Consider the following 21,401-nt stretch of genomic DNA (forward strand, 5'->3'; position numbering starts at 1 on the left):
CCTACAGGGGGTCGTGGGGGCTTTGGGATTTGAATACATGACCATTCGCCGGGGTGATGCGGCAAAAGTTACCGGGGGGACTTGCACGATCGGTATTATGGTATACCATCAGACGCACAGACACTCTCAATCCCCCAACGGAGCAGCTCATGAGTTTCGAAATTCGCAAGATCGTCAGCTATGTCGAAGAAACCTTCATCGAAGGCGGCAAGGCCACCGACAAGCCAGTGACCATGGTCGGCCTCGCCGTGGTGATGAAAAACCCTTGGGTGGGCAACGGTTTCGTGGAAGACCTCAAGCCGCAGATCCGCGCCAACTGCTCCGACCTCGGCGCGCTGATGGTTGAGCGTCTGGTCGGCATCATCGGCGGTGCCGAGAAGATCGAGGCCTACGGCAAAGCCGCCGTGGTCGGTGCTGATGGCGAGATCGAACACGCCTCCGCCGTGATCCACACCCTGCGCTTCGGCAACCACTACCGCGAAGCGGTCAACGCCAAGAGCTACCTGAGCTTCACCAACAAGCGCGGCGGCCCGGGCACGTCGATCCAGATCCCGATGATGCACAAGGACGACGAAGGTCAGCGTTCGCACTACATCACCCTGGAAATGCAGATCGAAGACGCGCCGCGTGCCGACGAAATCGTCGTCGTGCTGGGTTGCGCCGACGGTGGTCGCCTGCACCCGCGCATCGGTAACCGCTACATCGATCTGGAAGAACTGGCCGCCGAAAAAGCCCAGTAATCACAATAAAAAGGCACTGCAGGAGCGCTCCATGATTCGGCTCACCGCTGAACTCACCCCGGCTGGCACCAGTTACCTGGCGACCGGCCAAGGCCAGCCCGTGGTTTTGATCCACGGCGTGGGCCTGAACAAAGAAATGTGGGGCGGGCAGATTGTCGGCCTGTCCAGCCAGTACCAGGTGATCGCCTACGACATGCTCGGCCATGGCGCGAGCCCGCGACCGGCCAGCGGCACCGCCCTGCTCGGTTACGCCGATCAGTTGCTGGAGCTGCTCGATCATCTGAATCTGCAACAGGCAGCGGTGATCGGTTTCTCCATGGGCGGTCTGGTCGCGCGGGCCTTTGCCCTGCATTACCCGGAGCGCCTGCAAAGCCTGGTGGTGTTGAACAGCGTGTTCAACCGCAGTGAAGAACAGCGTGCCGGCGTCATCGCTCGCACCGCGCAAGCCGCCGAACATGGCCCGGACGCCAATGCCGAAGCGGCGCTGTCACGCTGGTTCAGCCGCGAATATCAGGCGGCCAATCCGGCGCAGATCGCTGCGATCCGCCAGACCCTGGCCGGCAATGATCCGCAAGGCTATCTGACCACCTACGAATTGTTCGCCACCCAAGACATGTACCGCGCCGACGACCTTGGCAGCATTCAGGCGCCGACGCTGATTGCCACTGGTGAACTCGATCCGGGTTCAACCCCGGAAATGGCCGAGCAACTGGCCCGACGCATCCCCGGTGCGAAGGTTGCCGTGCTGTCTGAGCAACGGCATATGATGCCCGTAGAGTCGCCGCGTCTGGTCAATCAGACGCTGCTGGAATTTCTCCAATTCGCACACTCCCGACAAAACCATATAAAGGGGATCGTTGCATGACACTCGCACGCTTCCAGATGTGCATCGGCGGAGAATGGGTCGACGCCCTCTCCGGCAAGACCTTCGAAAGTCTCAACCCGGCCACCGCGCTAGCCTGGGCCGAATTGCCTGACGCTGATGAAGCGGATGTCGAACGCGCCGTGCAATCGGCACAGACTGCTTTCGACAGCCCGGCGTGGCGCGGCCTGACCGCCACTGCTCGCGGCAAACTGCTGCGCCGTCTCGGCGACTTGATCGCCGAAAACAAAGAACAACTGGCGCAGTTGGAAAGCCGCGACAACGGCAAGCTGATCCGCGAAACCCGTGGTCAGGTCAGCTATCTGCCGGAGTTCTTCCACTACACCGCCGGCCTTGCCGACAAGCTCGAAGGCGGCACCCTGCCGCTGGATAAGCCCGATCTGTTTGCCTACACCGTGCATGAAGCAATGGGTGTGGTCGCCGCGATCATTCCGTGGAACAGCCCGCTGTACCTGACAGCGATCAAGCTCGCCCCGGCCCTCGCCGCCGGTAACACGATCGTGATCAAGCCGTCCGAGCATGCTTCGGCAACTATTCTCGAGCTGGCGCGTCTGGCCCTCGAAGCGGGGATTCCGCCGGGTGTGGTCAACGTCGTCACCGGTTACGGCCCGAGCACCGGCGCCGCCCTCACCCGCCATCCGCTGATCCGCAAAATCGCCTTCACCGGCGGCGCAGCCACAGCGCGGCATGTGGTGCGCAGCAGCGCCGAGAACTTCGCCAAGCTGTCGCTGGAACTGGGCGGCAAGTCACCGAATATCATCTTCGCCGACGCCGATCTGGACAGCGCGATCAACGGCGCGATCGCCGGGATCTACGCGGCCTCCGGGCAGAGTTGCGTGTCCGGTTCGCGCCTGCTGGTGCAGGACGAAATCTACGACGAGTTCGTCAACCGACTGGTCGAACGCGCCCAGCGCATTCGCATCGGCAACCCGCAAGAAGACAACAGCGAGATGGGCCCGATGGCCACCGCGCAGCAACTGGCGGTTGTCGAAGGTCTGGTCGCGGATGCCATCGCCGAAGGCGCGCGCTTGCGTACCGGCGGCAAGCGCCCGACCGATCTCGGCGAAGGCTGGTTCTATGAGCCGACGCTGTTCGAATGCGACCGCAATTCGATGAAGATCATGCAGGAAGAAGTCTTCGGCCCGGTGGCTTCGGTGATTCGCTTCAAAGATGAAGCCGAGGCACTGGCGATCGCCAACGACTCGCAGTTCGGCCTCGCCGCTGGCATCTGGACGCGTGATTTGGGCCGGGCTCATCGCCTCGCTCGCGATGTTCGCTCGGGAATTATCTGGGTCAACACTTACCGTGCGGTGTCAGCGATGGCACCGATCGGCGGCTTCAAGAACAGTGGCTATGGACGCGAAAGCGGCATCGATTCGGTGCTGGCCTACACCGAACTGAAAACGGTGTGGATCAACCTCTCCCAGGCACCGATGCCTGATCCGTTTGTGATGCGCTAGGAGTCCTGCGAAATGATCGAACCCGGCATTTACAAAGACGTCATGAGCTCGTTCCCGTCCGGCGTTACGGTGGTCACCACCGTTGACCCCGAAGGCGGGATCGTCGGCATCACCGCCAGCGCCTTCAGTGCGCTGTCGATTGACCCGGCGCTGGTGCTGTTCTGCCCCAATTATGCTTCCGACACTTACCCGGTGCTGCGTGACAGCAAGAAGTTCGCGATCCATTTGCTGTCGGCTGACCAGACGGCTGAGGCCTATGCGTTTGCTGGTAAAGGCAAGGACAAGGCCAAGGACATCGAGTGGCATTTGAGCGAACTCGGTAACCCGATCTTGGCTAAAGCCACGGCGATCATCGAGTGCGAGTTGTGGCGGGAATATGACGGTGGTGATCACGCGATCATTGTTGGCGCGGTGAAGCACCTGATCCTGCCGGCGCAACCGGTGACACCGATGATCTACCACAAAGGCAAGCTCGGGCCGTTGCCAACCCTGGCCTGAAGCGACAATGCAGAACCCTGTGGGAGCTGGCTTGCCAGCGATGAGGGCTTAACATTCAACATTGATGTTGGCTGATAGTCCGCTATCGCTGGCAAGCCAGCTCCCACAGGGATTGAGGTGAGGCAAAGAATATGAGTAACGAAAAGTACGAAAAAGGCCTGAAAATCCGCACTCAGGTATTGGGCGAAGCCTACGTGCAGCGTTCTATAGAGAACGCCGACGACTTCACCCGTCCGCTGCAGGAAATGGTCACCGAATACTGCTGGGGCCATGTCTGGGGTCGCGAAGGTTTGTCGCTCAAGGAGCGCAGCATGATCAACCTGGCGATGATCTCGGCGCTCAACCGTCCGCACGAACTCAAGCTGCATGTGCGTGGCGCCTTGCGTAACGGCCTGAGTCGTGAGCAAATACGCGAAATTCTGCTTCAGGTCGGCATTTATTGCGGCGTTCCGGCGGCCGTGGACAGTTTCCGGCTGGCCCGTGAAGCCTTTGCCGAAGCCGACGCCGAAGCCCCAGTTAACCCCTCGGCTGTTTAGATGCCCGTCTGGCATGGACAGCCAACCGAAAGAGCGGACCCCATGAAACGCCAGCCACTCGACGACAGCTTCAAGGTCAATCGCAACCCCGTTACTCTGCGCGAAATCGTGCTGGATAAACTGCGTAGCGCGATCATGAATTTCCAGCTCATGCCCGGCGATCGTCTGGTCGAGCGCGATCTGTGTGATCGTCTGGGCGTCAGCCGTACTTCCGTGCGCGAAGCCTTGCGTCACCTGGAATCCGAAGGTCTGGTCGAGTTTGCCGATGCCAAAGGCCCGCGCGTAGCGATCATCACCCTTGCCGATGCCGTCGATATCTACGAATTGCGCTGCGTGCTTGAGGGACTGATCGTCCAGCTGTTCACCCTGCGTGCCAAGGCCAAGGACATCAAAGCCCTGGAAAAAGCCCTCGACGAGAACCGCAAGGCTCTCAAGGACGGCGAACTGCAACAGGTGATCGACTCGGTGCAGGGCTTCTACGACGTGCTGCTCGAAGGCTCGGGCAACCATGTTGCGGCGACTCAACTGCGTCAGTTGCAGGCACGCATCAGCTACCTGCGTGCGACTTCGGTGTCGCAGGAAAACCGGCGCGGCGCGAGTAATCAGGAAATGGAGAAAATGGTCGAAGCGATCAAGAGCGGTGATCCGCTGGTGGCGCATCAGGCCTGTGTTGATCACGTTCGCGCTGCCGCTGCGGTAGCGCTCGACTATCTCAAGCGCAAGCAGGAAGAGACCGGCGCAACCCCGGCCATGACCCTGCCCATCGCGCTGAAAGAACCGCGTATAGGTCACTGATATGTTCAGCCCGAGCTATTGCCCGAAATGCGGTGGCCCTGACCTCGGTCAGCAGATACCGGCGGGCGATACGCACGAGCGCCTGATGTGCCGTGGCTGCGGTTACATCCACTACATCAATCCGAAAATCATTGCCGGCTGCATCATCGAGCAGGACGGCAAATACCTGCTGTGCCAACGGGCGATTCCCCCGCGCCCGGGCACCTGGACGCTGCCCGCCGGTTTCATGGAAAGCGGCGAGACCACCGAGCAAGCGGCCGTCCGCGAAGTCTGGGAAGAAAGCGGCGTGCGCGCGGAAATCGTCTCGCCGTACTCGATTTTCAGCGTGCCGAAGATCAGCGAGGTGTACATCATCTTCCGCGCGATCGCGCTGGAGATCACCGGGCAATACGGGCCGGAGACCATGGATTACAAATTCTTCGCGCCTGAAGAGATTCCGTGGGAACAGATCTATTACCCGGCGATCCGGCAGATTCTTGAGCGCTATATCGAAGAGCGTCAGGCTGGGGTGTATGGGATTTACATGGGCAATGATGACAGCGGCAAGATCCACTTTATCCGCTGATCACATCCCCCCTTGCCGGTGCCCCATCTGATCGTTCCCACGCTCCGCGTGGGAATGCAGCCCGGGACGCTCCGCGTCCCTTTCACAGCCGAACGCGGAGCGTCCGAAGAGGCATTCCCACGCGGAGCGTGGGAACGATCATTACCGTGGGCTTCACAGTGGGGCGATGCCTTCAACGATGATGATTTCCGCCCTCGCCCATTCTTCGCGATAACTCTTCGCTTCCTGGTACGCCGCCGAGTGGTAGCACGCCACAGCCTTCTCATAGCTCTCGAACTCGATCACCACGCTGCGCTGCGGCGTCTTGCGCCCTTCCATCGCTTCGCTGCGCCCGCCCCTCGCCAGAAATTTCGCGCCGAATTCAGCGAAAGCCGCCGGCGCGCGCTGGGTGTATTGGCTGTAGTGATCGGCATCGGCTATATCCACATGAGCAATCCAGTACGCCTTCATAGTGACCTCTTTGTTGATTTTGTATTATGGTATACCAATATATTTCCAACGAACCCTGAGAGTCCAGCATGGCCTTCAACAGCATCGAAGAAATCATCGAAGATTATCGTCTCGGCAAAATGGTTTTGCTGGTCGATGACGAAGACCGCGAAAACGAAGGCGACCTGTTGCTGGCCGCCGACCGTTGCACGCCAGAAGCGATCAGCTTTATGGCCCGTGAAGCACGCGGGCTGATTTGCCTGACGCTGACTGACGAACATTGCCAGCGTTTGGGTCTTGAGCAAATGGTGCCGGCCAACGGCAGCGTGTTCAGCACCGCGTTTACCGTATCGATTGAAGCGGCGGTTGGCGTGACCACTGGCATTTCGGCGGCGGATCGCGCTTGCACCGTTGCCGCTGCCGTCGCGCCAAATGCTCGTGCGGAAGACCTGGTGCAGCCCGGCCATATCTTCCCGTTGCGCGCCAAGGAAGGTGGCGTGCTGACCCGCGCCGGGCATACCGAAGCGGGTTGTGATCTGGCGCGCTTGGCCGGTTTCACCCCAGCCTCGGTGATTGTCGAGGTGATGAACGACGACGGCACCATGGCCCGTCGCCCGGATCTGGAAATGTTTGCGCGCAAACACGGGATCAAGATCGGCACCATCGCCGACCTGATCCACTATCGCCTGAGCACCGAACACACCATCGAACGGATTGGCGAACGCGAGCTGCCGACGGTGCATGGCACCTTCCGTTTGATCACCTTTGAGGATCGCATCGAGGGCGGCGTGCACATGGCGATGGTCATGGGTGATTTGCGCCGTGAGGAACCGACGCTGGTGCGTGTGCATGTGATCGATCCGCTGCGTGATCTGGTCGGCGCCGAATACAGCGGGCCGACGAACTGGACGCTGTGGGCGGCGCTGCAACGGGTCGCGGCTGAGGGACATGGGGTTGTTGTGGTGCTGGCCAATCATGAATCTTCGCAGGCGTTGCTGGAGCGGGTGCCGCAATTGACCCAGCCGCCAAGGCAGTTCAGTCGCTCGCAATCGCGGATTTATTCGGAAGTGGGGACTGGAGCGCAGATTCTGCAGAATCTGGGGGTTGGCAAACTGCGTCACTTGGGCCCTCCCCTCAAATATGCAGGGCTGACCGGCTATGACCTGGAAGTGGTCGAAAGCATTCCGTTCACTGAATAAAGCTGCCCTCACCCCAGCCCTCTCCCGGAGGGAGAGGGAGCCGACCGAGTTGTTTAGTCGCTATACGCCGACCTGAGATTCCGAGTCGAACTCAGGCCTTGAACAGCATGAAGATCTGCTCCCTTTCTAATACCCAATCGAGCTCGGTTTTGAACAGCACAAAAATCGGCTCCCTTTCCAATACCGGGTCGGACTCGGTTTTGAACAGCATGAAAATCTGCTCCCTTTCCCCCTCTCCCATTGGGAGAGGGCTGGGGTGAGGGGCTGAATCTGAAATTTCTACACATCTCTCAAGTGAAAACCATCAACCGCCAGATAACCGGTAAGGCAAAGTGCTTGCACAAAGTTTGGAATACCATAATATGATATTCCATAGACCGGACACTCCAACGAACGTCCAGCTACTGCTCCCGACAGGCGGGCAACAACGCAAGCCCGCTCAAAAACACAACAATGAGGGCGTAAAAATGGTGTTGAACAAAGCTGCAACCGCGATCTTTTTTGCGGGACTGCTCAGCGTCACCGGCCAGGCTGCAATGGCTGCCGAAAGCGTGAACTTCGTCAGCTGGGGCGGAAGCACCCAGGATGCGCAGAAACAGGCCTGGGCTGATCCTTTCAGCAAGGCCAGCGGCATCACCGTCGTGCAGGACGGCCCGACCGACTACGGCAAACTCAAAGCCATGGTCGAGAGCGGCAACGTGCAATGGGACGTGGTTGATGTCGAAGCCGATTTCGCCCTGCGCGCCGCCGCTGAAGGCCTGCTCGAACCCCTCGATTTCAAAGTCATTCAGCGCGACAAGATCGACCCGCGCTTCGTCAGCGATCACGGCGTCGGCTCGTTCTTCTTCTCCTTCGTTCTCGGCTACAACGAGGGCAAACTCGGCGCCAACAAGCCGCAGGACTGGAGCGCCCTGTTCGACACCAAAACCTACCCCGGCAAACGCGCCCTCTATAAATGGCCAAGCCCCGGCGTGCTCGAACTGGCGCTGCTGGCCGACGGCGTAGCGGCCGACAAGCTGTACCCTCTGGATCTGGATCGCGCCTTCAAAAAACTCGACACCATCAAGAAAGACATCGTCTGGTGGGGCGGCGGCGCGCAGTCGCAGCAACTGCTGGCGTCCGGTGAAGCGAGCATGGGCCAATTCTGGAACGGCCGTATCCACGCCCTGCAGGAAGACGGCGCGCCAGTGGGCGTGAGCTGGAAACAGAACCTGGTCATGGCCGACATTCTGGTCATCCCTAAAGGCTCGAAAAACAAGGACGCGGCGATGAAGTTTCTGGCCGCCGCCAGTAGCGCCAAAGGCCAGGCCGACTTCTCCAACCTGACCGCCTACGCCCCGGTCAACCTCGACAGTGTGGAGCGTCTGGATTCGACGCTGGCCCCCAACCTGCCGACTGCCTACGCTAAGGATCAGATCACTCTTGATTTCGCGTACTGGGCCAAAAACGGCCAGGCCATCGCGACACGGTGGAACGAATGGCTGGTCAAATGAAAATGGCGGCCACCGCGTCCCGTCCCTCCACTGCCACCGGGAGCGCCAACGGCGCTGCCGGTTCGGCCCACGGAACCCAGGCGGTTGCGATGCAGCAAACCCCGTCCCTCAGACAACGCTGGCGCGGCGCCGGCAACCTCGCCCCGGCGTTGCTGTTCATCGGCCTGTTCTTTCTCGCGCCGTTGATTGGCCTGCTGTTGCGCGGCGTGCTCGAACCGACGCCAGGCCTTGGCAACTACGAGCAACTGTTCGCCAACTCGGCGTATGCCCGGGTGCTGCTCAACACCTTTTCGGTGGCCGGACTGGTGACCCTGTTCAGCCTGCTGCTGGGCTTTCCGCTGGCCTGGGCGATCACCCTGGTGCCGCGTGGCTGGGGGCGCTGGATCCTCAACATCGTGCTGCTGTCGATGTGGACCAGCCTGCTCGCCCGCACCTATTCGTGGCTGGTGTTGCTGCAAGCGTCCGGTGTGATCAACAAGGCCTTGATGGCGCTGGGCATCATCGATCAGCCGCTGGAGATGGTGCACAACCTCACCGGCGTAGTGATCGGCATGAGCTACATCATGATCCCGTTCATCGTCCTGCCGTTGCAGGCGACCATGCAGGCCATCGATCCGATGATCCTGCAGGCCGGTTCGATCTGCGGCGCCAGTCCATGGACCAACTTCTTCCGGGTGTTCCTGCCGCTGTGCCGGCCGGGTCTGGCCTCCGGTGGCTTGATGGTGTTCGTTATGTCGCTCGGTTACTACGTGACCCCGGCGCTGCTGGGCGGGGCGCAGAACATGATGCTGCCGGAGTTCATCATTCAACAGGTGCAATCGTTCCTCAACTGGGGCCTGGCCAGTGCCGGCGCCGCGTTGCTGATCGCGATCACTTTGGTGCTGTTCTACTTCTACCTGAAGCTTCAACCGGAATCCCCGGTTGGCGCCAGTAACGCGAGGTAAGCCGACATGCTCCTGACTCCCAATGCGATGAGCCGGCGCATGCGCTTCGGTCTCTACGCCACCACCGGGCTGATCGGTCTGTTCCTGCTGTTGCCGATCGTCTTCATCGTGCTGCTGTCTTTCGGCTCCTCGCAGTGGCTGGTGTTTCCGCCACCGGGCTGGACGCTGAAATGGTACGGCCAGTTCTTCTCCAACCCCGACTGGATGAACGCCGCTGCGGCCAGCCTCAAGGTTGCCGTGCTAACGACGATTTGCGCAGTGGCCCTCGGTTTGCCGACTGCGTTCGCACTGGTGCGCGGGCGCTTTCCCGGCCGGGAAATGCTCTACGGCCTGTTCACCCTGCCGATGATCGTGCCGCTGGTGATCATTGCCGTGGCGGTGTACGCGCTGTTCCTCAAGCTCGGTTACACGGGGACGATGTTCGCCTTCGTCGTCAGCCATGTGATCGTCGCGCTGCCGTTCACCATCATCTCGATCATCAACTCGCTGAAGCTGTTCGATCAGTCGATTGAAGACGCCGCGGTGATCTGCGGCGCTTCACGCCTGCAAGCGGTGTTCAAGGTGACGTTCCCGGCGATTCGCCCGGGCATGGTCGCCGGCGCCCTCTTCGCCTTCCTCGTTTCGTGGGACGAAGTGGTACTCAGCGTGATGATGGCCAGCCCGACCTTGCAAACCCTTCCCGTGAAAATGTGGACCACTTTGCGCCAGGACCTGACGCCAGTGATCGCCGTCGCTTCGACGCTGCTGATCGGCTTGTCTGTTTTGGTCATGGTCATCGCCGCCGCGCTGCGCCGGCGCAACGAAATCAGCGCCTGAGCGCCCAGGAGTACGACATGAGTGCCGTGATCAAAGACGCTTCCCAGCAGAATGACAAACCCCTGGTCAGCCTGCGCAATCTGAACAAGCACTACGGTGACTTTGCCGCCGTCGACAACATTTCGCTGGACATCAAGGACGGCGAGTTCCTGACCTTCCTCGGCTCCAGCGGCTCGGGTAAAAGCACCACGCTGTCGATGCTCGCCGGATTTGAAACGCCGAGCAGTGGCGAGATCCTCGTCAACGGTCAGTCGCTGGTGAATGTGCCGCCGCACAAGCGTGATATCGGCATGGTGTTTCAGCGCTATTCGCTGTTCCCGCATCTGTCGGTGCGCGACAACATCGCCTTCCCGTTGGCAATTCGCAAACTGGCGGCGGCTGAGCGCGACAAGCGCGTCGATGCCATGTTGAAACTGGTGCAGCTTGAGCAGTTCGCCCATCGCCGTCCTTCGCAACTGTCTGGCGGCCAGCAGCAACGAGTCGCCATCGCCCGGGCACTGGTTTACGAACCGCGCATTCTGCTGATGGACGAACCGCTCGGTGCGCTGGATAAAAAGCTGCGCGAGGATTTGCAGGATGAATTGCGCCAACTGCATCGGCGCTTGGGCATCACTATTGTTTACGTGACCCACGACCAGGAAGAAGCCATGCGCTTGTCGCAACGTATCGCGATTTTCAGTCACGGCAAGATTGTTGGTCTGGGTAGCGGTTATGACCTTTATCAGAATCCGCCGAATGCGTTTGTCGCCTCGTTCCTCGGCAACTCGAACTTCCTCAAACTCAAGGCGCAGGGCAATGCGGCGGCGAGTTTTGAGGGGCAGTCGTTGTCGATTCGGCTGACGGCCGGGTTGCATACGGATCAGGATGTACTGCTGATGGTGCGGCCGGAAAAGGCACTGGCGTTGAGCGTGGCGCAGGCGATCAGCGAACCGTTGCCGTCGGGTTGGAATGAGGTCTCAGCGAAGGTTGTGGAGGTTTTGTTCCTCGGTGAAAGCCAGACCTGTAGCGTAGTCACCTCGGGCGGCACGTCGATGACGGTGAAAGCATTGTCAGCCGCCGGCATGCCGCTCAAGGCTGGCGACCCAGTGCAAGTACGCTGGGCCACCGCTGATGCCTGCGTCTACACCGAATGGACCGACAGCGACCTCAACAAAGCCGCCGGTTCTCACTGAAATCCCCTGTAGGAGCTGCCGCAGGCTGCGATCTTTTGATCTTGTTTTTAACAGCAAGATCAAAAGATCGCAGCCTGCGGCAGCTCCTACAGGAATACATTCCAAATGTGGGAGCGAGCTTGCTCGCGAAGGGGCCGTGTCAGTCACAAACAATGTTGAATGACACACCGCATTCGCGAGCAAGCTCGCTCCCACAGGGTCTGCCGTCATTTCAAGAATGTCCCCCTCAGGGCCACCCCAGCGTCGGGCTGCGGTGGCTCTTTTTTTTGTCTCAAGGCGCCACCGTCACATCGCCCTGTCCACTCTCGGCCAGCGCTGCAGCGACAAACCCTTCAGCCTTCTTGCGCTCGACGAACGCCCGCACATACGCTGCGCCTGCCTCCCGCCCACGGGGCACCGCCATGGCCTGGCGAATCGCCGTGAATGCGCCGTCCAGCACGCGGTAACGCGCGTCGGCATCCGCGACTTTCTGCAATGGCTGACGGACACCGGCGGCGGCATCCAGGTGTTGCTCGATAAACAGGTCAACGGCACCCGCCGAGGTTTCGGCACGCTCCAATTGTGCGTGCTGCAGCGTGCGACTGAGGAACAGGTCGTAGGCTGCGCCTTTGCCAACGGCCAGTCGCAATCCTGGCTGATCCAGATCCTCGACCTGGCGATACGCCGACTGCACCTCGACCAGATAAGTCCCCTCGATGATCACGTACGGCTCGCTGAACGCAATCTGCGCCTCACGCACCGGCTCGATGGCGAGGAATGCCAGGTTCCACACGCCCTCCTCCAGCGCCGCGAAAACCTTGCCCGCCGCATCAAACGTACGCATCTCCAACTCGACACCCAACTCGGCAGCCAGCGCTATCGCCAAAGCCACCGAGACACCTTGCGGCGCACCATCCGCCCTGCGCTGCGCCAGCACCGGGTTACCGAAGTTGATCGCGGCATGCAGCACGCCGTCGGGCGCGAGATCGGCCATCACGGCCGGGGTGATTGGACTCATGGTGTTGCTCCCTGATTGGATAAAAAGTCAGTGTGCGTCGTGGCTGACACTGTCGAGGACACAACACACAGCGCGTAAGCCTTATGTCGTTGCCTGACAGGCACTCAAGTGTTCCAGCGCCCGACGCGTCACCGCATCGATGTAAGCCGCGTCACCATAGACCCGAGCCAGCAGAATCGCCCCCTCGTAATCCGCCACCCATTGTCGAGCGGTCAGCAAGGCTTGGACTTCATCGACCTGGCCTTCCAGCAAATGCGCAAACGCCTTGGCCCATGCATCGAAAAAGCTGCGAATCGGCTCCAGCAGTTCACTTTTGCCGTACGCCGCATCGACCGCCACCACACCCATCAGGCAACCGATCGAGTCATCCTGAAACAGCCTCGCCGCCTTACGCCCCATTTTTGTCAGGCGTTCTTCGGGGCTGAGTTTTTCATCAAAAGCTACGGCAAACAGGGTCTGGTTAATTACCTGATGCGTCCAGTCCAGCACGTCACGCAGCAAGGCTTCCTTATTCGGGTAGTGGTGATAGAAAGACGCCTTGGTGAAGCCGCAGGCGGCAGCAAGCACGTCCATGGTGGTGCCATGATAGCCAAGGCGCTTGAAGGTATTGGCGCACCGCAGAAGCAATTCTTCACGGGGGATTTTCAACGGTCGCACGGGTATTTCCTGATCCGGATAACTGGCGGTGATTCTATGACATAAGCCTGCCCTTCTCAATTTGACGGTTACCAACTGTTCGTTTAGTTTCTGTTTACCAAACAAATGGTCAGTAACTGGCGACCAATAGAATTCAAGGAGAGCAGAGATGAACGAAGCCAACAGTGGCCCCGGCAGAGTCACCCGCGAACAACACGGCCAGCTGTTTTTGATCGGTCTGGATCGCGCCGGCAAACGCAATGCATTCGACAGTGCAATGCTGACGGACCTGGCATTGGCCATCGGCGAGTATGAGCGCAATGACGAACTGCGCTGCGCCGTGCTGTTCGCGCATGGCGAGCACTTCACTGCGGGTCTGGACTTGATGGAACTGACGCCAAAACTGGCGTCTGGCGCCTTCAAGTATCCTGAAGAAGGCATCGACCCATGGGGCGTTTCCAAACCGCGCAGGCGTAAACCGGTGGTGGTTGCCATTGAAGGCATTTGCTGGACGGCGGGCATCGAATTGATGCTCAACGCCGACATCAGCATTGCCGCCACCAATGCCCGTTTCGCTCATCTGGAAGTGTTGCGCGGGATCTCACCCGCCGGCGGTTCCACCGTGCGCTTCACCCGCGCAGCGGGCTGGACCGCCGCCATGCGCTACATGCTCACGGGGGAAGAGTTCGATGCCACTGCCGCCCTGCACATGCGCCTGCTGACCGAAGTAGTCGAGCCCGGTCAGACTCTGGCACGCGCCATCGAATACGCCGAACGCATTGCCAAGGCTGCGCCTCTGGCGATTCAGGCGACGCTGCAATCGGCGTTTCTGGCGCAGGATCAGGGAGACGATGCGGCATTGTCGAAGCTTGATGAACAACTGCTGGCCCTGATCAAAACCGAGGATGTCCGCGAGGGCGTCATGGCGATGATGCAGAAGCGCGAACCGCAGTTCAAAGGTCGCTGAAGGCTTTGCTCAACTCACTCGGAACAATTTCATGAACACCATGGCCGCAGCCTTTGCCGAATCGATCCAGAGACAGGACATCGCCCTCATTGCCCGCGATGGTTATCCATTGTCAGCCAAGCGCTACAGCGCGGCGGGCGCGGTCAAAGGCAACCTGATCATGGCCGGCGCCACCGGGGTGCAACAGCGCTTTTATCGGCGTTTTGCCGAGCACGCGGCGCGCCAGGGCTTTCACGTGCTGACCCTCGATTACCGGGGCATCGGTGAGTCGAAACCGGCTTCCCTCAAAGGCTTTGAGATGTCTTATCTGGATTGGGCTTATCAGGATCTGGCGGCGGCAGTGGATCTGCTAAGCCAGGAAGCGTTGCCGTTGTATTGGGTCGGCCATTCGTTTGGTGGTCACGCGATTGGTCTGTTGCCCAATCACCACGCCCTGACGGCTTGCTACACCTTGGGCAGTGGTGCGGGATGGAGCGGCTGGATGTCCAGAGCCGAGGCCTGGAAAATCCGTCTGATGTGGACGTTTGTGCTGCCGGTGATTGTCGCCCGCAAAGGCTACATGGCCTGGAGCATGCTGGGCATGGGCGATGATTTGCCGCTGGGCGTTTATAACGACTGGAAACGCTGGTGCAAATTCCCCCACTACTACTTCGACGACCCCGAGATGAGCCATCTGCATGCACTCTACGCCGAGGTCACAACGCCATGCGTTTTCGCCACGTCGGTCGATGATCCGTGGGCGCCGCCGCGTTCGCGCGATGCGTTTGTCAAAGCCATGGTGAATGCACCGCTGACATTGCTGGATCTGCAGCCGCCACTGGGCAGCAAACCGTACGGGCACATGGGTTACTTCCGCGAAAGCGCACAGCCGTTGTGGGATGAGGTGCTTGATTGGCTGCAAAGCGCCCCTGCACACACCACATAACCTGAGCTGCTGCAGGCTGCGATCTTTTGATCTTGCTTCAAAACAAGATCAAAAGATCGCAGCCTCGCTTCACTCGACAGCTCCTACAGGAATGCATTCCAACTGTGGGAGCGAGCCTGCTCGCGAATGCGCTGTGTCATTCAATGTTGATGTTGACTGACACGGCCTCTTCGCGAGCAAGCTCGCTCCCACAGGTGATTTATGGTGTTTAGGTGATCGGGGAATAGCCTTCGATTTCGTCCGGCCAGGCCGTGAGGATTTCGAACCCCGTCTCCGTCACCGCAACCATGTGCTCCCATTGCGCCGACAACGAGCCATCCTTGGTCAGCACCGTCCAGCCATCCGGCATGTTCTTCACATGGCGCTTGCCGGCATTGAGCATCGGCTCCACGGTAAAAATCATCCCCGCCTTCAACTTCATGCCCTGATTGGGAAAGCCGTAATGCAGGATTTGCGGTTCATCGTGATAGACCTTGCCGATCCCGTGCCCGCAATACTCACGCACGACGCTGAAGCCTTCCTTTTCCGCCAACGTCTGGATCGCGTGGCCGATATCGCCCAAGGTGGCGCCCGGCTTGACCACGCGAATACCCGCGCACATGGCGTCATAGGTAGTCTTGATCAGATGCTGCGCTTCACGTGTTGCCTCGCCGACCACGTACATGCGGCTGGTATCACCGAACCAGCCATCCTTGATCACCGCGATGTCGAGGTTGACGATATCGCCATCCTTCAGCGGTGTGCCCGACGGGATGCCGTGGCACACCACATCGTTGACCGAGGCGCAGACGGTTTTCGGAAAACCGTGATAACCGACGTTGGCCGGCACTGCTTTTTGCACATTGACGATGTAGTCGTTGCACAGTTTGTCGAGTTGATCAGTGGTGACGCCCGCCTTGACGTGCGGCACCAGCATTGCCAGTACCTCGGCGGCGAGTTTGCCGGCAGCACGCGATTGCGCGATGTCGGCCGGGGTGTTGATCTTGATCTGGTTTCTCATGCGCTGACGGCTTCCTGAGTCAGTTGTTGCAGATCCAGCCCGCCGTTCTGTTCGGCGCGGATCAGCAAGCGGCAAATGGCGCTGTGGTCGAGGTTGGGGTGCAGTTCGGCGAGCATGCCGATGCGCATCCAGTGCTCGGCCTGCGCGTTGATCGAGCGGCTGAGCGCATTGCTGGAGATGCGCAGGTTCTCGTGCATGTCCTCTGAAATCTTTACGATGCCCATATATGAATCCGATACGATGTGTATATGGATCGTATATTAGCCAAGCATCCACCAAAATTGCAAACACACACGCTGATCGTTCCCACGCTCCTGCGTGGGAATGCAGCCCGTGACGCTCCGCGTCACTGGACGCGGAGCGTCCCTAGAGGCATTACCACGCGGAGCGTGGGAACGATCAGTTCGCGGCATTGCCAGATCGCGGGCAAAAAAAAGCTGCCAAATTCGGCAGCAAAAACTTTAAGAACACACGATGTATTGGCCTCAGCATAGACGCCGGATAATGACAGTGTCATGACAGCCGCAAATTCATTGAACCGCCCCTGCCCCGTCATCAGGATGTCATCAAGATCACGGCAGAATCCTCGCAAACCGTCTTGAGCCTCGCGACGGATGCTCTGCAAGGATTCCCATGAAAGACGACGCCTCGCTGTTTGCCGCCATCGACCTGGGTTCGAATGCCTTTCGCCTGATGATCGGCCAGTCGGTGCGCAGTCGAAAGGGCTTGCAGATTCAGGAAGTGAAAACCTTGCGCGAACCGGTGCGGCTTGCCGAAGGCTTTGATGGCGGTGCGCTGGATGCATTGGCCCTGGATCGCGGCTGGCAAGCGCTGGCGCGGTTCGGCAAGAAACTGCGCGGTTTCGAGGCCGGCCGGGTGCGTGCGGTGGCGACCAGTGCGGTACGTGAAGCGGATAACGCGCAGCTGTTTCTGGCCAGTGCCGAGCGGCATCTGGGCTTTCCCATCGACGTCATTTGCGGCCATGAAGAGGCGCGGCTGGTCTACGCCGGCGTAACTCACGCCTTGCCCAGCGCCGACGACCTGCGCCTGGTGGTCGACATCGGCGGAGGCTCCACCGAGCTGATCCTCGGCCAGGGCTCACAACCGTTGTTAACCGAAAGCATCGCCATCGGCAGCGGCACCTTGAGCACGCGATTCTTTCGCGGCGGCGATGTGTCCGCCGGCGCGCTACAGGAGGCCGAACGCTTCGCCATCCTGCAGTTTGAACACGTCGCCAAGCGCTATCGCGCGCAAGGCTGGCAGCAGACCATCGGCTCTTCCGGCACTGCGCGCATGCTGGCCAAAGTGCTCAAGGCCAATCGCCTCAACGACTTCGGCCAGGACGGCATCACCTACGGCGGACTGCTGCGCCTGTCGCTGCTGCTGTTGAAGGTGAACAACGTGCAACAGCTCAAGCTCGCCGGCCTGCAACCCCACCGCCAGAGCATTCTGCCCGGCGGTCTGGTGCTGATGCTGGCGGCGTTCAAGGTGTTCGGCATCGCGCAAATGCTGCCCTCCGAACCGGGCCTGCGTTTAGGCGTCTTGCACGGTTTAATGAGCCAGCACTAATCCTCGCCGCAACAGATTCGTCTCCCCTTCAGCGGCTTGATCGACTACCATGCCGCCGCTGGTTCCCGAACGGGACTAATAGGGAATCCGGGGTGCTTGCACAGCATTGACCGGAACTGCCCCCGCAACTGTAGGTGCCGAGCCTGCTCCACAACTGCCACTGGGTGAATCCCGGGAAGGCCGGAGCCAGGCGATGACGCATCAGTCAGGAGACCTGCCGGCACAGTGATTACTAACCGGCGGGGTGTCCGGGAAGGACATCGTGCCGTGTACTTCTTCTTTTGATGACCGGCCTTGCGCAGTTTCCCTGACCGCGTTCGATGGTGTGTTTCCAATCCGTACCCGCCCCGCTCCCCGTACGGTTCCCTCGGAGACTGCCCCATGCTGCTGCCTCGCATCGCCACCCTCATCACCTGCCTGAGCCTTGGCGCCATGGCGCAAGCGGCCCCGACGGTCTATCCGCTGACGGTCGAAAACTGCGGCAGCACCCTCAATTTCCAACACGCACCGACGCGCACGGTGACCATCGGCCAGGCCGGCACGGAAATGCTCTACGCCATGGGCCTGGGCGAGAAAGTCGTCGGTACTTCGCTGTGGTTCAACAATGTGCTGGACAAATACAAGGCACAGAACGACAAGATCGAGCGTCTGGCCGATAACGAACCGAGTTTCGAATCGGTAATCGGCAAGCGCCCGGAACTGGTCGCCGTGGAGCTGGAATGGATGGTCGGCCCGCAAGGCGCGGTCGGCACCCGTGAGCAATTTCATGAATTGAAGATTCCGACCTACCTGCTGCCCTCCGATTGCGAAGCCAAGGACAACCTCGTCGGCGCCGACGGCACGCGGCTCGCACCGTTTCGCATCGAGACGATTTACAAGAGCGTGAGCCAACTGGCGCAAATCTTCGATGTGCAGGATCGTGGCCAGCAACTCAATGATCAACTCAAGGCCAGCCTCGCCAAGTCGATTGCCACCGCCCAAGGTAAACAGCTCAAGGACGCCAGCGCGCTTGTGTGGTTCTCCAGCGCACAAATGGACATCGAGCCATTTGTGGCCGGGCACAAAGGCGTTCCCGATTTCATGCTCAGCACCCTCGGCGTGCGCAACGTCGTGCAGTCCGATGAAGAGTGGCCAACAGTCGGCTGGGAAACCATCGCCAAGGCCAACCCGACTTTCCTTGTGATCGCGCGCATGGATCGTCGACGCTTCCCCGCTGACGACTATGAAAAGAAACTCGCCTTTCTGCGCAGCGACCCGGTGACGCGCAACATGGACGCGGTGAAACACAACCGCATCATCATTCTCGACGCCATGGCCATGCAGGCAAGCCTGCGCATGTTCGACGGCATCGAGCAACTGGCCACGGCCATCAACGGCTATGACCTGTCGCAATGAGTGCCAGCCTGATCCGTACGTTGCTGGCCCTGGCGACGCTGTTGATTGCAGTGGTTGCGGGCGTGGCCATCGGTGAAACCTCGATTGAACCGGGCGTGGTGGTGCAAGTGTTGGCGAACAAATTGTGGGGCGCCGGATACGCGCTGGATCCTATCGATGAAGGCATCGTCTGGAACTACCGCCTGACCCGCGCACTGGTCGCGGCGGCGTGCGGTGCCGGTCTGGCGACGTGCGGGGTGATTTTGCAGTCGCTGCTGCGTAATCCGTTGGCCGATCCCTACTTGCTGGGGATTTCTGCCGGCGCCTCGACCGGGGCGGTGATGGTCGCGCTGCTTGGCGTTGGCGCGGGGATGATCTCATTGTCAGTCGGTGCCTTCGCCGGCGCTGTCACGGCGTTCGTGCTGGTGATTCTGCTGGCGCGAGTCAGCGGTTCGGCCAGCGGCACCGGGCAGATCATTCTTGCCGGGATCGCCGGTTCGCAGTTATTCAATGCGCTGACGGCGTTTCTGATTACTCGTTCGGCCAGCTCCGAACAGGCGCGCGGCATCATGTTCTGGCTGCTGGGCAATCTCGGTGGCGTGCGCTGGCCATCGGTATGGCTGGCAGTGCCGGTTGCCGTGCTGGGACTGGTTGTGTGTCTGTGGCATCGGCGGGCGCTGGATGCGTTTACCTTTGGCGCGGATTCGGCGGCATCCCTCGGCATTCCGGTGCGGCGCGTGCAGATTCTGCTGATTGGCTGCGCGGCGCTGGTGACGGCGGTGATGGTGTCGATTGTCGGTTCAATCGGCTTTGTCGGGCTGGTGATTCCCCACGCCGCGCGGCTGTTGCTCGGTACGGGTCATGCGCGGTTGCTGCCGGCCAGTGCCTTGGGCGGTGCGGTGTTTTTGATTGCTGCTGATGTGCTGTCGCGCACGCTGATCAAGGGTCAGGTGATTCCGGTCGGGGTGATTACCGCGCTGGTCGGTGCGCCGGTGTTCGCCTTGATTCTGGTTGGCCGCAGGTCTGCGCGATGAACAGTGTTCTGAGTTGTTCTGGTCTGAGCTTCAAGGTACGCGGCGCCGAGTTGCTCAACGGTGTCAGCCTTGACGTCCGGCGCGGCGAAACCTTGGGTATCGTCGGGCCAAATGGCTCGGGCAAATCCACCCTGTTGAAGTTGCTGGCCGGGCTGCGTGAACCGAGCGCCGGCGAGGTGCTGCTCGAAGGTCAGCGTCTCGGCAAAATGGCCCGGCGCAGCATTGCGCAGAAGCTGGCGGTGGTCGAACAACAGGCCGACACCGACGACGGCATTCGCGTGTTCGATGCCGTGGCGTTGGGGCGCACGCCGTGGTTGTCGGCGCTGCAACCGTGGTCGGCGGCGGACGATGCCATCGTCGAGCAGGCGCTCACCGACGTTGACGCGACGCACCTGCGCACGCGTCTCTGGCGCAGCCTGTCGGGTGGTGAGCGGCAGCGAGTGCATATCGCTCGGGCACTGGCGCAGCGACCGCAGATTCTGTTGCTGGACGAGCCGGCCAACCACCTCGACATTCAGCATCAACTGACCATTCTCAACGTGGTGCAGGCGTTGCCGGTGACCACGTTGATCGCGCTGCATGATCTTAATCAGGCGTTGAAGTGTGATCGTCTGGCAGTGCTGGAGCGCGGGCGGCTGGTGGCGCTGGGCGCGCCGCTGGAAGTGCTGACACCGCAGCGGTTACAGGACACTTTCGGGGTCAGGGCGCATTACCTGACGGACCCGTTTGATGGGGCGCAGATTCTTCGATTCCACTCATGACGGCATGCATGTGCGTCGTCTGCCAGACCGGGTCAGCGTCAACATCGATAATGTCGAAGCCTTGGCGTTGCCAGAACGCGATGGCGCCCGGTAAAAACGGATGGGTGTGCAGATAAATCACCTCGACTCCGTCGGCGAGTGCCAGGTCTTTGAGTGATCGGTACAACGCGCCGGCCAGCCCGGAACGCCGTTGTGAAGGCACGACGAACAGGCGGACGATTTCCACCACGTTGCGGTCGGGATAATCAAGGTTCGCGAAGCGCCGGTCGTAAGGGAGATAGCCAATCGAGGCAACGATCTGCCCTGCATGCCGAGCGATCAGAAAGCGCCCTGCCCCACGCAGATAAACCTCGGCAAACCGCGCCAGATCGTCGGGCATGCCGGTCGCGCTGAGCTTGGGGAAAAGCTCGGCACGGGCGCTTAGAACAAAATCCAGCACCTCGGGAATGTCTGCGTCGGACACGGTTTGGATAACGGGTTGATCACTCATGTAGCGGCAAATACCTAGGATGCGGCTGGGCACAGTAGCAACAGCTTTTCAGCGATGCCATGAGAATTCCCGTTTCTGAAAATACATACACAACCCCTGTAGGAGTGAGCCTGCTCGC

The 21,401-nt window shown here is 60.3% G+C and carries 25 protein-coding genes and 1 riboswitch; of the genes, 18 read left to right on the plus strand and 7 right to left on the minus strand.

What is annotated here, in order from left to right:
- Positions 1 to 149: 149 nt before the first annotated feature.
- The 7 genes from ACM6JQ_RS13650 (at position 150) to ACM6JQ_RS13680 (ending at position 5,477) form a co-directional block, all read left to right on the plus strand.
- Positions 150 to 740: an amino acid synthesis family protein gene (locus ACM6JQ_RS13650; protein WP_007917992.1), complete on the plus strand. Its 591-nt coding sequence runs from the start codon at positions 150 to 152 to the stop codon at positions 738 to 740.
- Between the two features lie 31 nt (positions 741 to 771).
- Positions 772 to 1,605 (plus strand): alpha/beta fold hydrolase, encoded by an 834-nt coding sequence (locus tag ACM6JQ_RS13655; RefSeq protein WP_414893993.1) that lies wholly within the window; start codon positions 772 to 774, stop codon positions 1,603 to 1,605.
- Complete coding sequence (locus ACM6JQ_RS13660; RefSeq protein WP_123374988.1) at positions 1,602 to 3,083, plus strand: aldehyde dehydrogenase; 1,482 nt, start codon at positions 1,602 to 1,604, stop codon at positions 3,081 to 3,083. The genes ACM6JQ_RS13655 and ACM6JQ_RS13660 overlap by 4 nt, the downstream gene beginning before the upstream one ends.
- 12 nt (positions 3,084 to 3,095) lie before the next feature.
- A complete protein-coding gene (locus tag ACM6JQ_RS13665) occupies positions 3,096 to 3,581 on the plus strand; it encodes a flavin reductase family protein (RefSeq protein WP_414893994.1) in 486 nt (161 codons plus the stop codon).
- Positions 3,582 to 3,712: 131 nt separating this feature from the next.
- Positions 3,713 to 4,117: a carboxymuconolactone decarboxylase family protein gene (locus ACM6JQ_RS13670; protein ID WP_008088075.1), complete on the plus strand. Its 405-nt coding sequence runs from the start codon at positions 3,713 to 3,715 to the stop codon at positions 4,115 to 4,117.
- Positions 4,118 to 4,159: 42 nt separating this feature from the next.
- Positions 4,160 to 4,912, plus strand: coding sequence for a GntR family transcriptional regulator (locus ACM6JQ_RS13675; RefSeq protein WP_007918001.1), 753 nt, complete (start codon positions 4,160 to 4,162; stop codon positions 4,910 to 4,912).
- Position 4,913: 1 nt separating this feature from the next.
- On the plus strand, positions 4,914 to 5,477 hold the full coding sequence (locus ACM6JQ_RS13680; protein WP_038368092.1) for an NUDIX hydrolase: 564 nt from the start codon (positions 4,914 to 4,916) through the stop codon (positions 5,475 to 5,477).
- Positions 5,478 to 5,630: 153 nt separating this feature from the next.
- On the opposite strand, the gene ACM6JQ_RS13685 is transcribed toward ACM6JQ_RS13680, so the two are convergent.
- A complete protein-coding gene (locus tag ACM6JQ_RS13685) occupies positions 5,631 to 5,927 on the minus strand; it encodes a DUF1330 domain-containing protein (RefSeq protein WP_414893995.1) in 297 nt (98 codons plus the stop codon).
- Positions 5,928 to 5,995: 68 nt separating this feature from the next.
- Between ACM6JQ_RS13685 and ribBA the strand changes: the two genes are divergently transcribed.
- The 5 genes from ribBA (at position 5,996) to ACM6JQ_RS13710 (ending at position 11,530) form a co-directional block, all read left to right on the plus strand.
- Positions 5,996 to 7,105, plus strand: a complete 1,110-nt coding sequence (ribBA, locus tag ACM6JQ_RS13690) for a bifunctional 3,4-dihydroxy-2-butanone-4-phosphate synthase/GTP cyclohydrolase II (RefSeq protein ID WP_414893996.1) — start codon at positions 5,996 to 5,998, stop codon at positions 7,103 to 7,105.
- Between the two features lie 467 nt (positions 7,106 to 7,572).
- Positions 7,573 to 8,598 carry an ABC transporter substrate-binding protein gene (locus tag ACM6JQ_RS13695; RefSeq protein ID WP_007918009.1) on the plus strand — a complete coding sequence of 342 codons (1,026 nt, stop codon included), beginning with the start codon at positions 7,573 to 7,575 and terminating at the stop codon, positions 8,596 to 8,598.
- Positions 8,595 to 9,542, plus strand: a complete 948-nt coding sequence (locus tag ACM6JQ_RS13700) for an ABC transporter permease (RefSeq protein WP_414894167.1) — start codon at positions 8,595 to 8,597, stop codon at positions 9,540 to 9,542. The genes ACM6JQ_RS13695 and ACM6JQ_RS13700 overlap by 4 nt, the downstream gene beginning before the upstream one ends.
- Positions 9,543 to 9,548: 6 nt before the next feature.
- Positions 9,549 to 10,358, plus strand: a complete 810-nt coding sequence (locus ACM6JQ_RS13705) for an ABC transporter permease (RefSeq protein WP_007918021.1) — start codon at positions 9,549 to 9,551, stop codon at positions 10,356 to 10,358.
- 17 nt (positions 10,359 to 10,375) lie between these two features.
- Positions 10,376 to 11,530: an ABC transporter ATP-binding protein gene (locus ACM6JQ_RS13710; protein ID WP_099758787.1), complete on the plus strand. Its 1,155-nt coding sequence runs from the start codon at positions 10,376 to 10,378 to the stop codon at positions 11,528 to 11,530.
- 271 nt (positions 11,531 to 11,801) lie between these two features.
- On the opposite strand, the gene ACM6JQ_RS13715 is transcribed toward ACM6JQ_RS13710, so the two are convergent.
- Together ACM6JQ_RS13715 and ACM6JQ_RS13720 are read right to left on the minus strand one after the other, a co-directional pair.
- A complete protein-coding gene (locus ACM6JQ_RS13715; RefSeq protein ID WP_095111466.1) occupies positions 11,802 to 12,527 on the minus strand; it encodes a transporter substrate-binding domain-containing protein in 726 nt (241 codons plus the stop codon).
- Positions 12,528 to 12,608: 81 nt separating this feature from the next.
- On the minus strand, positions 12,609 to 13,184 hold the full coding sequence (locus tag ACM6JQ_RS13720; RefSeq protein ID WP_123374984.1) for a TetR/AcrR family transcriptional regulator: 576 nt from the start codon (positions 13,182 to 13,184) through the stop codon (positions 12,609 to 12,611).
- A 148-nt stretch (positions 13,185 to 13,332) separates the two neighbouring features.
- Here ACM6JQ_RS13720 and ACM6JQ_RS13725 point away from each other — a divergent pair, with 148 nt between their 5' ends.
- Both ACM6JQ_RS13725 and ACM6JQ_RS13730 read left to right on the plus strand, forming a co-directional pair.
- Positions 13,333 to 14,130 (plus strand): crotonase/enoyl-CoA hydratase family protein, encoded by a 798-nt coding sequence (locus tag ACM6JQ_RS13725; protein WP_122600158.1) that lies wholly within the window; start codon positions 13,333 to 13,335, stop codon positions 14,128 to 14,130.
- Positions 14,131 to 14,161: 31 nt separating this feature from the next.
- The gene (locus tag ACM6JQ_RS13730) at positions 14,162 to 15,055 is read left to right on the plus strand and encodes an alpha/beta fold hydrolase (RefSeq protein ID WP_123374983.1); all 894 of its coding nucleotides are present in this window, start codon (positions 14,162 to 14,164) and stop codon (positions 15,053 to 15,055) included.
- 208 nt (positions 15,056 to 15,263) lie between these two features.
- On the opposite strand, the gene map is transcribed toward ACM6JQ_RS13730, so the two are convergent.
- From map to ACM6JQ_RS13745, 3 genes are all read right to left on the minus strand, one after another.
- Positions 15,264 to 16,055, minus strand: a complete 792-nt coding sequence (map, locus tag ACM6JQ_RS13735) for a type I methionyl aminopeptidase (RefSeq protein WP_414893997.1) — start codon at positions 16,053 to 16,055, stop codon at positions 15,264 to 15,266.
- Positions 16,052 to 16,279, minus strand: a complete 228-nt coding sequence (locus ACM6JQ_RS13740; protein ID WP_007918027.1) for a ParD-like family protein — start codon at positions 16,277 to 16,279, stop codon at positions 16,052 to 16,054. The genes map and ACM6JQ_RS13740 overlap by 4 nt, the downstream gene beginning before the upstream one ends.
- Before the next feature lie 122 nt (positions 16,280 to 16,401).
- Positions 16,402 to 16,680, minus strand: a complete 279-nt coding sequence (locus ACM6JQ_RS13745) for a hypothetical protein (RefSeq protein WP_414893998.1) — start codon at positions 16,678 to 16,680, stop codon at positions 16,402 to 16,404.
- A gap of 8 nt (positions 16,681 to 16,688) precedes the next feature.
- Here ACM6JQ_RS13745 and ACM6JQ_RS13750 point away from each other — a divergent pair, with 8 nt between their 5' ends.
- The 4 genes from ACM6JQ_RS13750 (at position 16,689) to ACM6JQ_RS13765 (ending at position 20,793) form a co-directional block, all read left to right on the plus strand.
- Positions 16,689 to 17,624, plus strand: a complete 936-nt coding sequence (locus tag ACM6JQ_RS13750; protein WP_095111471.1) for a Ppx/GppA family phosphatase — start codon at positions 16,689 to 16,691, stop codon at positions 17,622 to 17,624.
- A 42-nt stretch (positions 17,625 to 17,666) separates the two neighbouring features.
- A riboswitch (cobalamin riboswitch) is annotated at positions 17,667 to 17,861 on the plus strand.
- A 144-nt stretch (positions 17,862 to 18,005) separates the two neighbouring features.
- On the plus strand, positions 18,006 to 19,019 hold the full coding sequence (locus ACM6JQ_RS13755; RefSeq protein ID WP_414893999.1) for an ABC transporter substrate-binding protein: 1,014 nt from the start codon (positions 18,006 to 18,008) through the stop codon (positions 19,017 to 19,019).
- 8 nt (positions 19,020 to 19,027) lie between these two features.
- On the plus strand, positions 19,028 to 20,032 hold the full coding sequence (locus ACM6JQ_RS13760; RefSeq protein ID WP_176472269.1) for a FecCD family ABC transporter permease: 1,005 nt from the start codon (positions 19,028 to 19,030) through the stop codon (positions 20,030 to 20,032).
- Positions 20,029 to 20,793 (plus strand): ABC transporter ATP-binding protein, encoded by a 765-nt coding sequence (locus tag ACM6JQ_RS13765; protein WP_414894001.1) that lies wholly within the window; start codon positions 20,029 to 20,031, stop codon positions 20,791 to 20,793. The genes ACM6JQ_RS13760 and ACM6JQ_RS13765 overlap by 4 nt, the downstream gene beginning before the upstream one ends.
- Here ACM6JQ_RS13765 and ACM6JQ_RS13770 read toward each other — a convergent pair.
- A complete protein-coding gene (locus tag ACM6JQ_RS13770) occupies positions 20,732 to 21,283 on the minus strand; it encodes a GNAT family N-acetyltransferase (protein ID WP_414894002.1) in 552 nt (183 codons plus the stop codon). The two genes, ACM6JQ_RS13765 and ACM6JQ_RS13770, sit on opposite strands and share 62 nt — an antisense overlap.
- Positions 21,284 to 21,401: the final 118 nt, after the last annotated feature.

The sequence above is a fragment of the Pseudomonas sp. IT-232MI5 genome, from assembly GCF_949767845.1.
Lineage (GTDB): Bacteria > Pseudomonadota > Gammaproteobacteria > Pseudomonadales > Pseudomonadaceae > Aquipseudomonas.

Bases quoted from the DNA above. Each gene is read 5' to 3' on its own strand.
- ACM6JQ_RS13655 (WP_414893993.1), top strand. From the start codon at position 772: ATGATTCGGCTCACCGCTGAACTCACCCCGGCTGGCACCAGTTACCTG.
- ACM6JQ_RS13650 (WP_007917992.1), top strand. From the start codon at position 150: ATGAGTTTCGAAATTCGCAAGATCGTCAGCTATGTCGAAGAAACCTTC.
- ACM6JQ_RS13765 (WP_414894001.1), top strand. From the start codon at position 20,029: ATGAACAGTGTTCTGAGTTGTTCTGGTCTGAGCTTCAAGGTACGCGGC.
- ACM6JQ_RS13705 (WP_007918021.1), top strand. From the start codon at position 9,549: ATGCTCCTGACTCCCAATGCGATGAGCCGGCGCATGCGCTTCGGTCTC.
- ACM6JQ_RS13675 (WP_007918001.1), top strand. From the start codon at position 4,160: ATGAAACGCCAGCCACTCGACGACAGCTTCAAGGTCAATCGCAACCCC.
- ACM6JQ_RS13700 (WP_414894167.1), top strand. From the start codon at position 8,595: ATGAAAATGGCGGCCACCGCGTCCCGTCCCTCCACTGCCACCGGGAGC.
- ACM6JQ_RS13680 (WP_038368092.1), top strand. From the start codon at position 4,914: ATGTTCAGCCCGAGCTATTGCCCGAAATGCGGTGGCCCTGACCTCGGT.
- ACM6JQ_RS13715 (WP_095111466.1), bottom strand. From the start codon at position 12,527: ATGAGTCCAATCACCCCGGCCGTGATGGCCGATCTCGCGCCCGACGGC.
- ACM6JQ_RS13755 (WP_414893999.1), top strand. From the start codon at position 18,006: ATGCTGCTGCCTCGCATCGCCACCCTCATCACCTGCCTGAGCCTTGGC.
- ACM6JQ_RS13660 (WP_123374988.1), top strand. From the start codon at position 1,602: ATGACACTCGCACGCTTCCAGATGTGCATCGGCGGAGAATGGGTCGAC.
- ACM6JQ_RS13695 (WP_007918009.1), top strand. From the start codon at position 7,573: ATGGTGTTGAACAAAGCTGCAACCGCGATCTTTTTTGCGGGACTGCTC.
- ACM6JQ_RS13670 (WP_008088075.1), top strand. From the start codon at position 3,713: ATGAGTAACGAAAAGTACGAAAAAGGCCTGAAAATCCGCACTCAGGTA.
- ACM6JQ_RS13740 (WP_007918027.1), bottom strand. From the start codon at position 16,279: ATGGGCATCGTAAAGATTTCAGAGGACATGCACGAGAACCTGCGCATC.
- ACM6JQ_RS13750 (WP_095111471.1), top strand. From the start codon at position 16,689: ATGAAAGACGACGCCTCGCTGTTTGCCGCCATCGACCTGGGTTCGAAT.
- ACM6JQ_RS13710 (WP_099758787.1), top strand. From the start codon at position 10,376: ATGAGTGCCGTGATCAAAGACGCTTCCCAGCAGAATGACAAACCCCTG.
- ACM6JQ_RS13730 (WP_123374983.1), top strand. From the start codon at position 14,162: ATGAACACCATGGCCGCAGCCTTTGCCGAATCGATCCAGAGACAGGAC.
- ACM6JQ_RS13685 (WP_414893995.1), bottom strand. From the start codon at position 5,927: ATGAAGGCGTACTGGATTGCTCATGTGGATATAGCCGATGCCGATCAC.
- map (WP_414893997.1), bottom strand. From the start codon at position 16,055: ATGAGAAACCAGATCAAGATCAACACCCCGGCCGACATCGCGCAATCG.
- ACM6JQ_RS13665 (WP_414893994.1), top strand. From the start codon at position 3,096: ATGATCGAACCCGGCATTTACAAAGACGTCATGAGCTCGTTCCCGTCC.
- ACM6JQ_RS13725 (WP_122600158.1), top strand. From the start codon at position 13,333: ATGAACGAAGCCAACAGTGGCCCCGGCAGAGTCACCCGCGAACAACAC.
- ribBA (WP_414893996.1), top strand. From the start codon at position 5,996: ATGGCCTTCAACAGCATCGAAGAAATCATCGAAGATTATCGTCTCGGC.
- ACM6JQ_RS13770 (WP_414894002.1), bottom strand. From the start codon at position 21,283: ATGAGTGATCAACCCGTTATCCAAACCGTGTCCGACGCAGACATTCCC.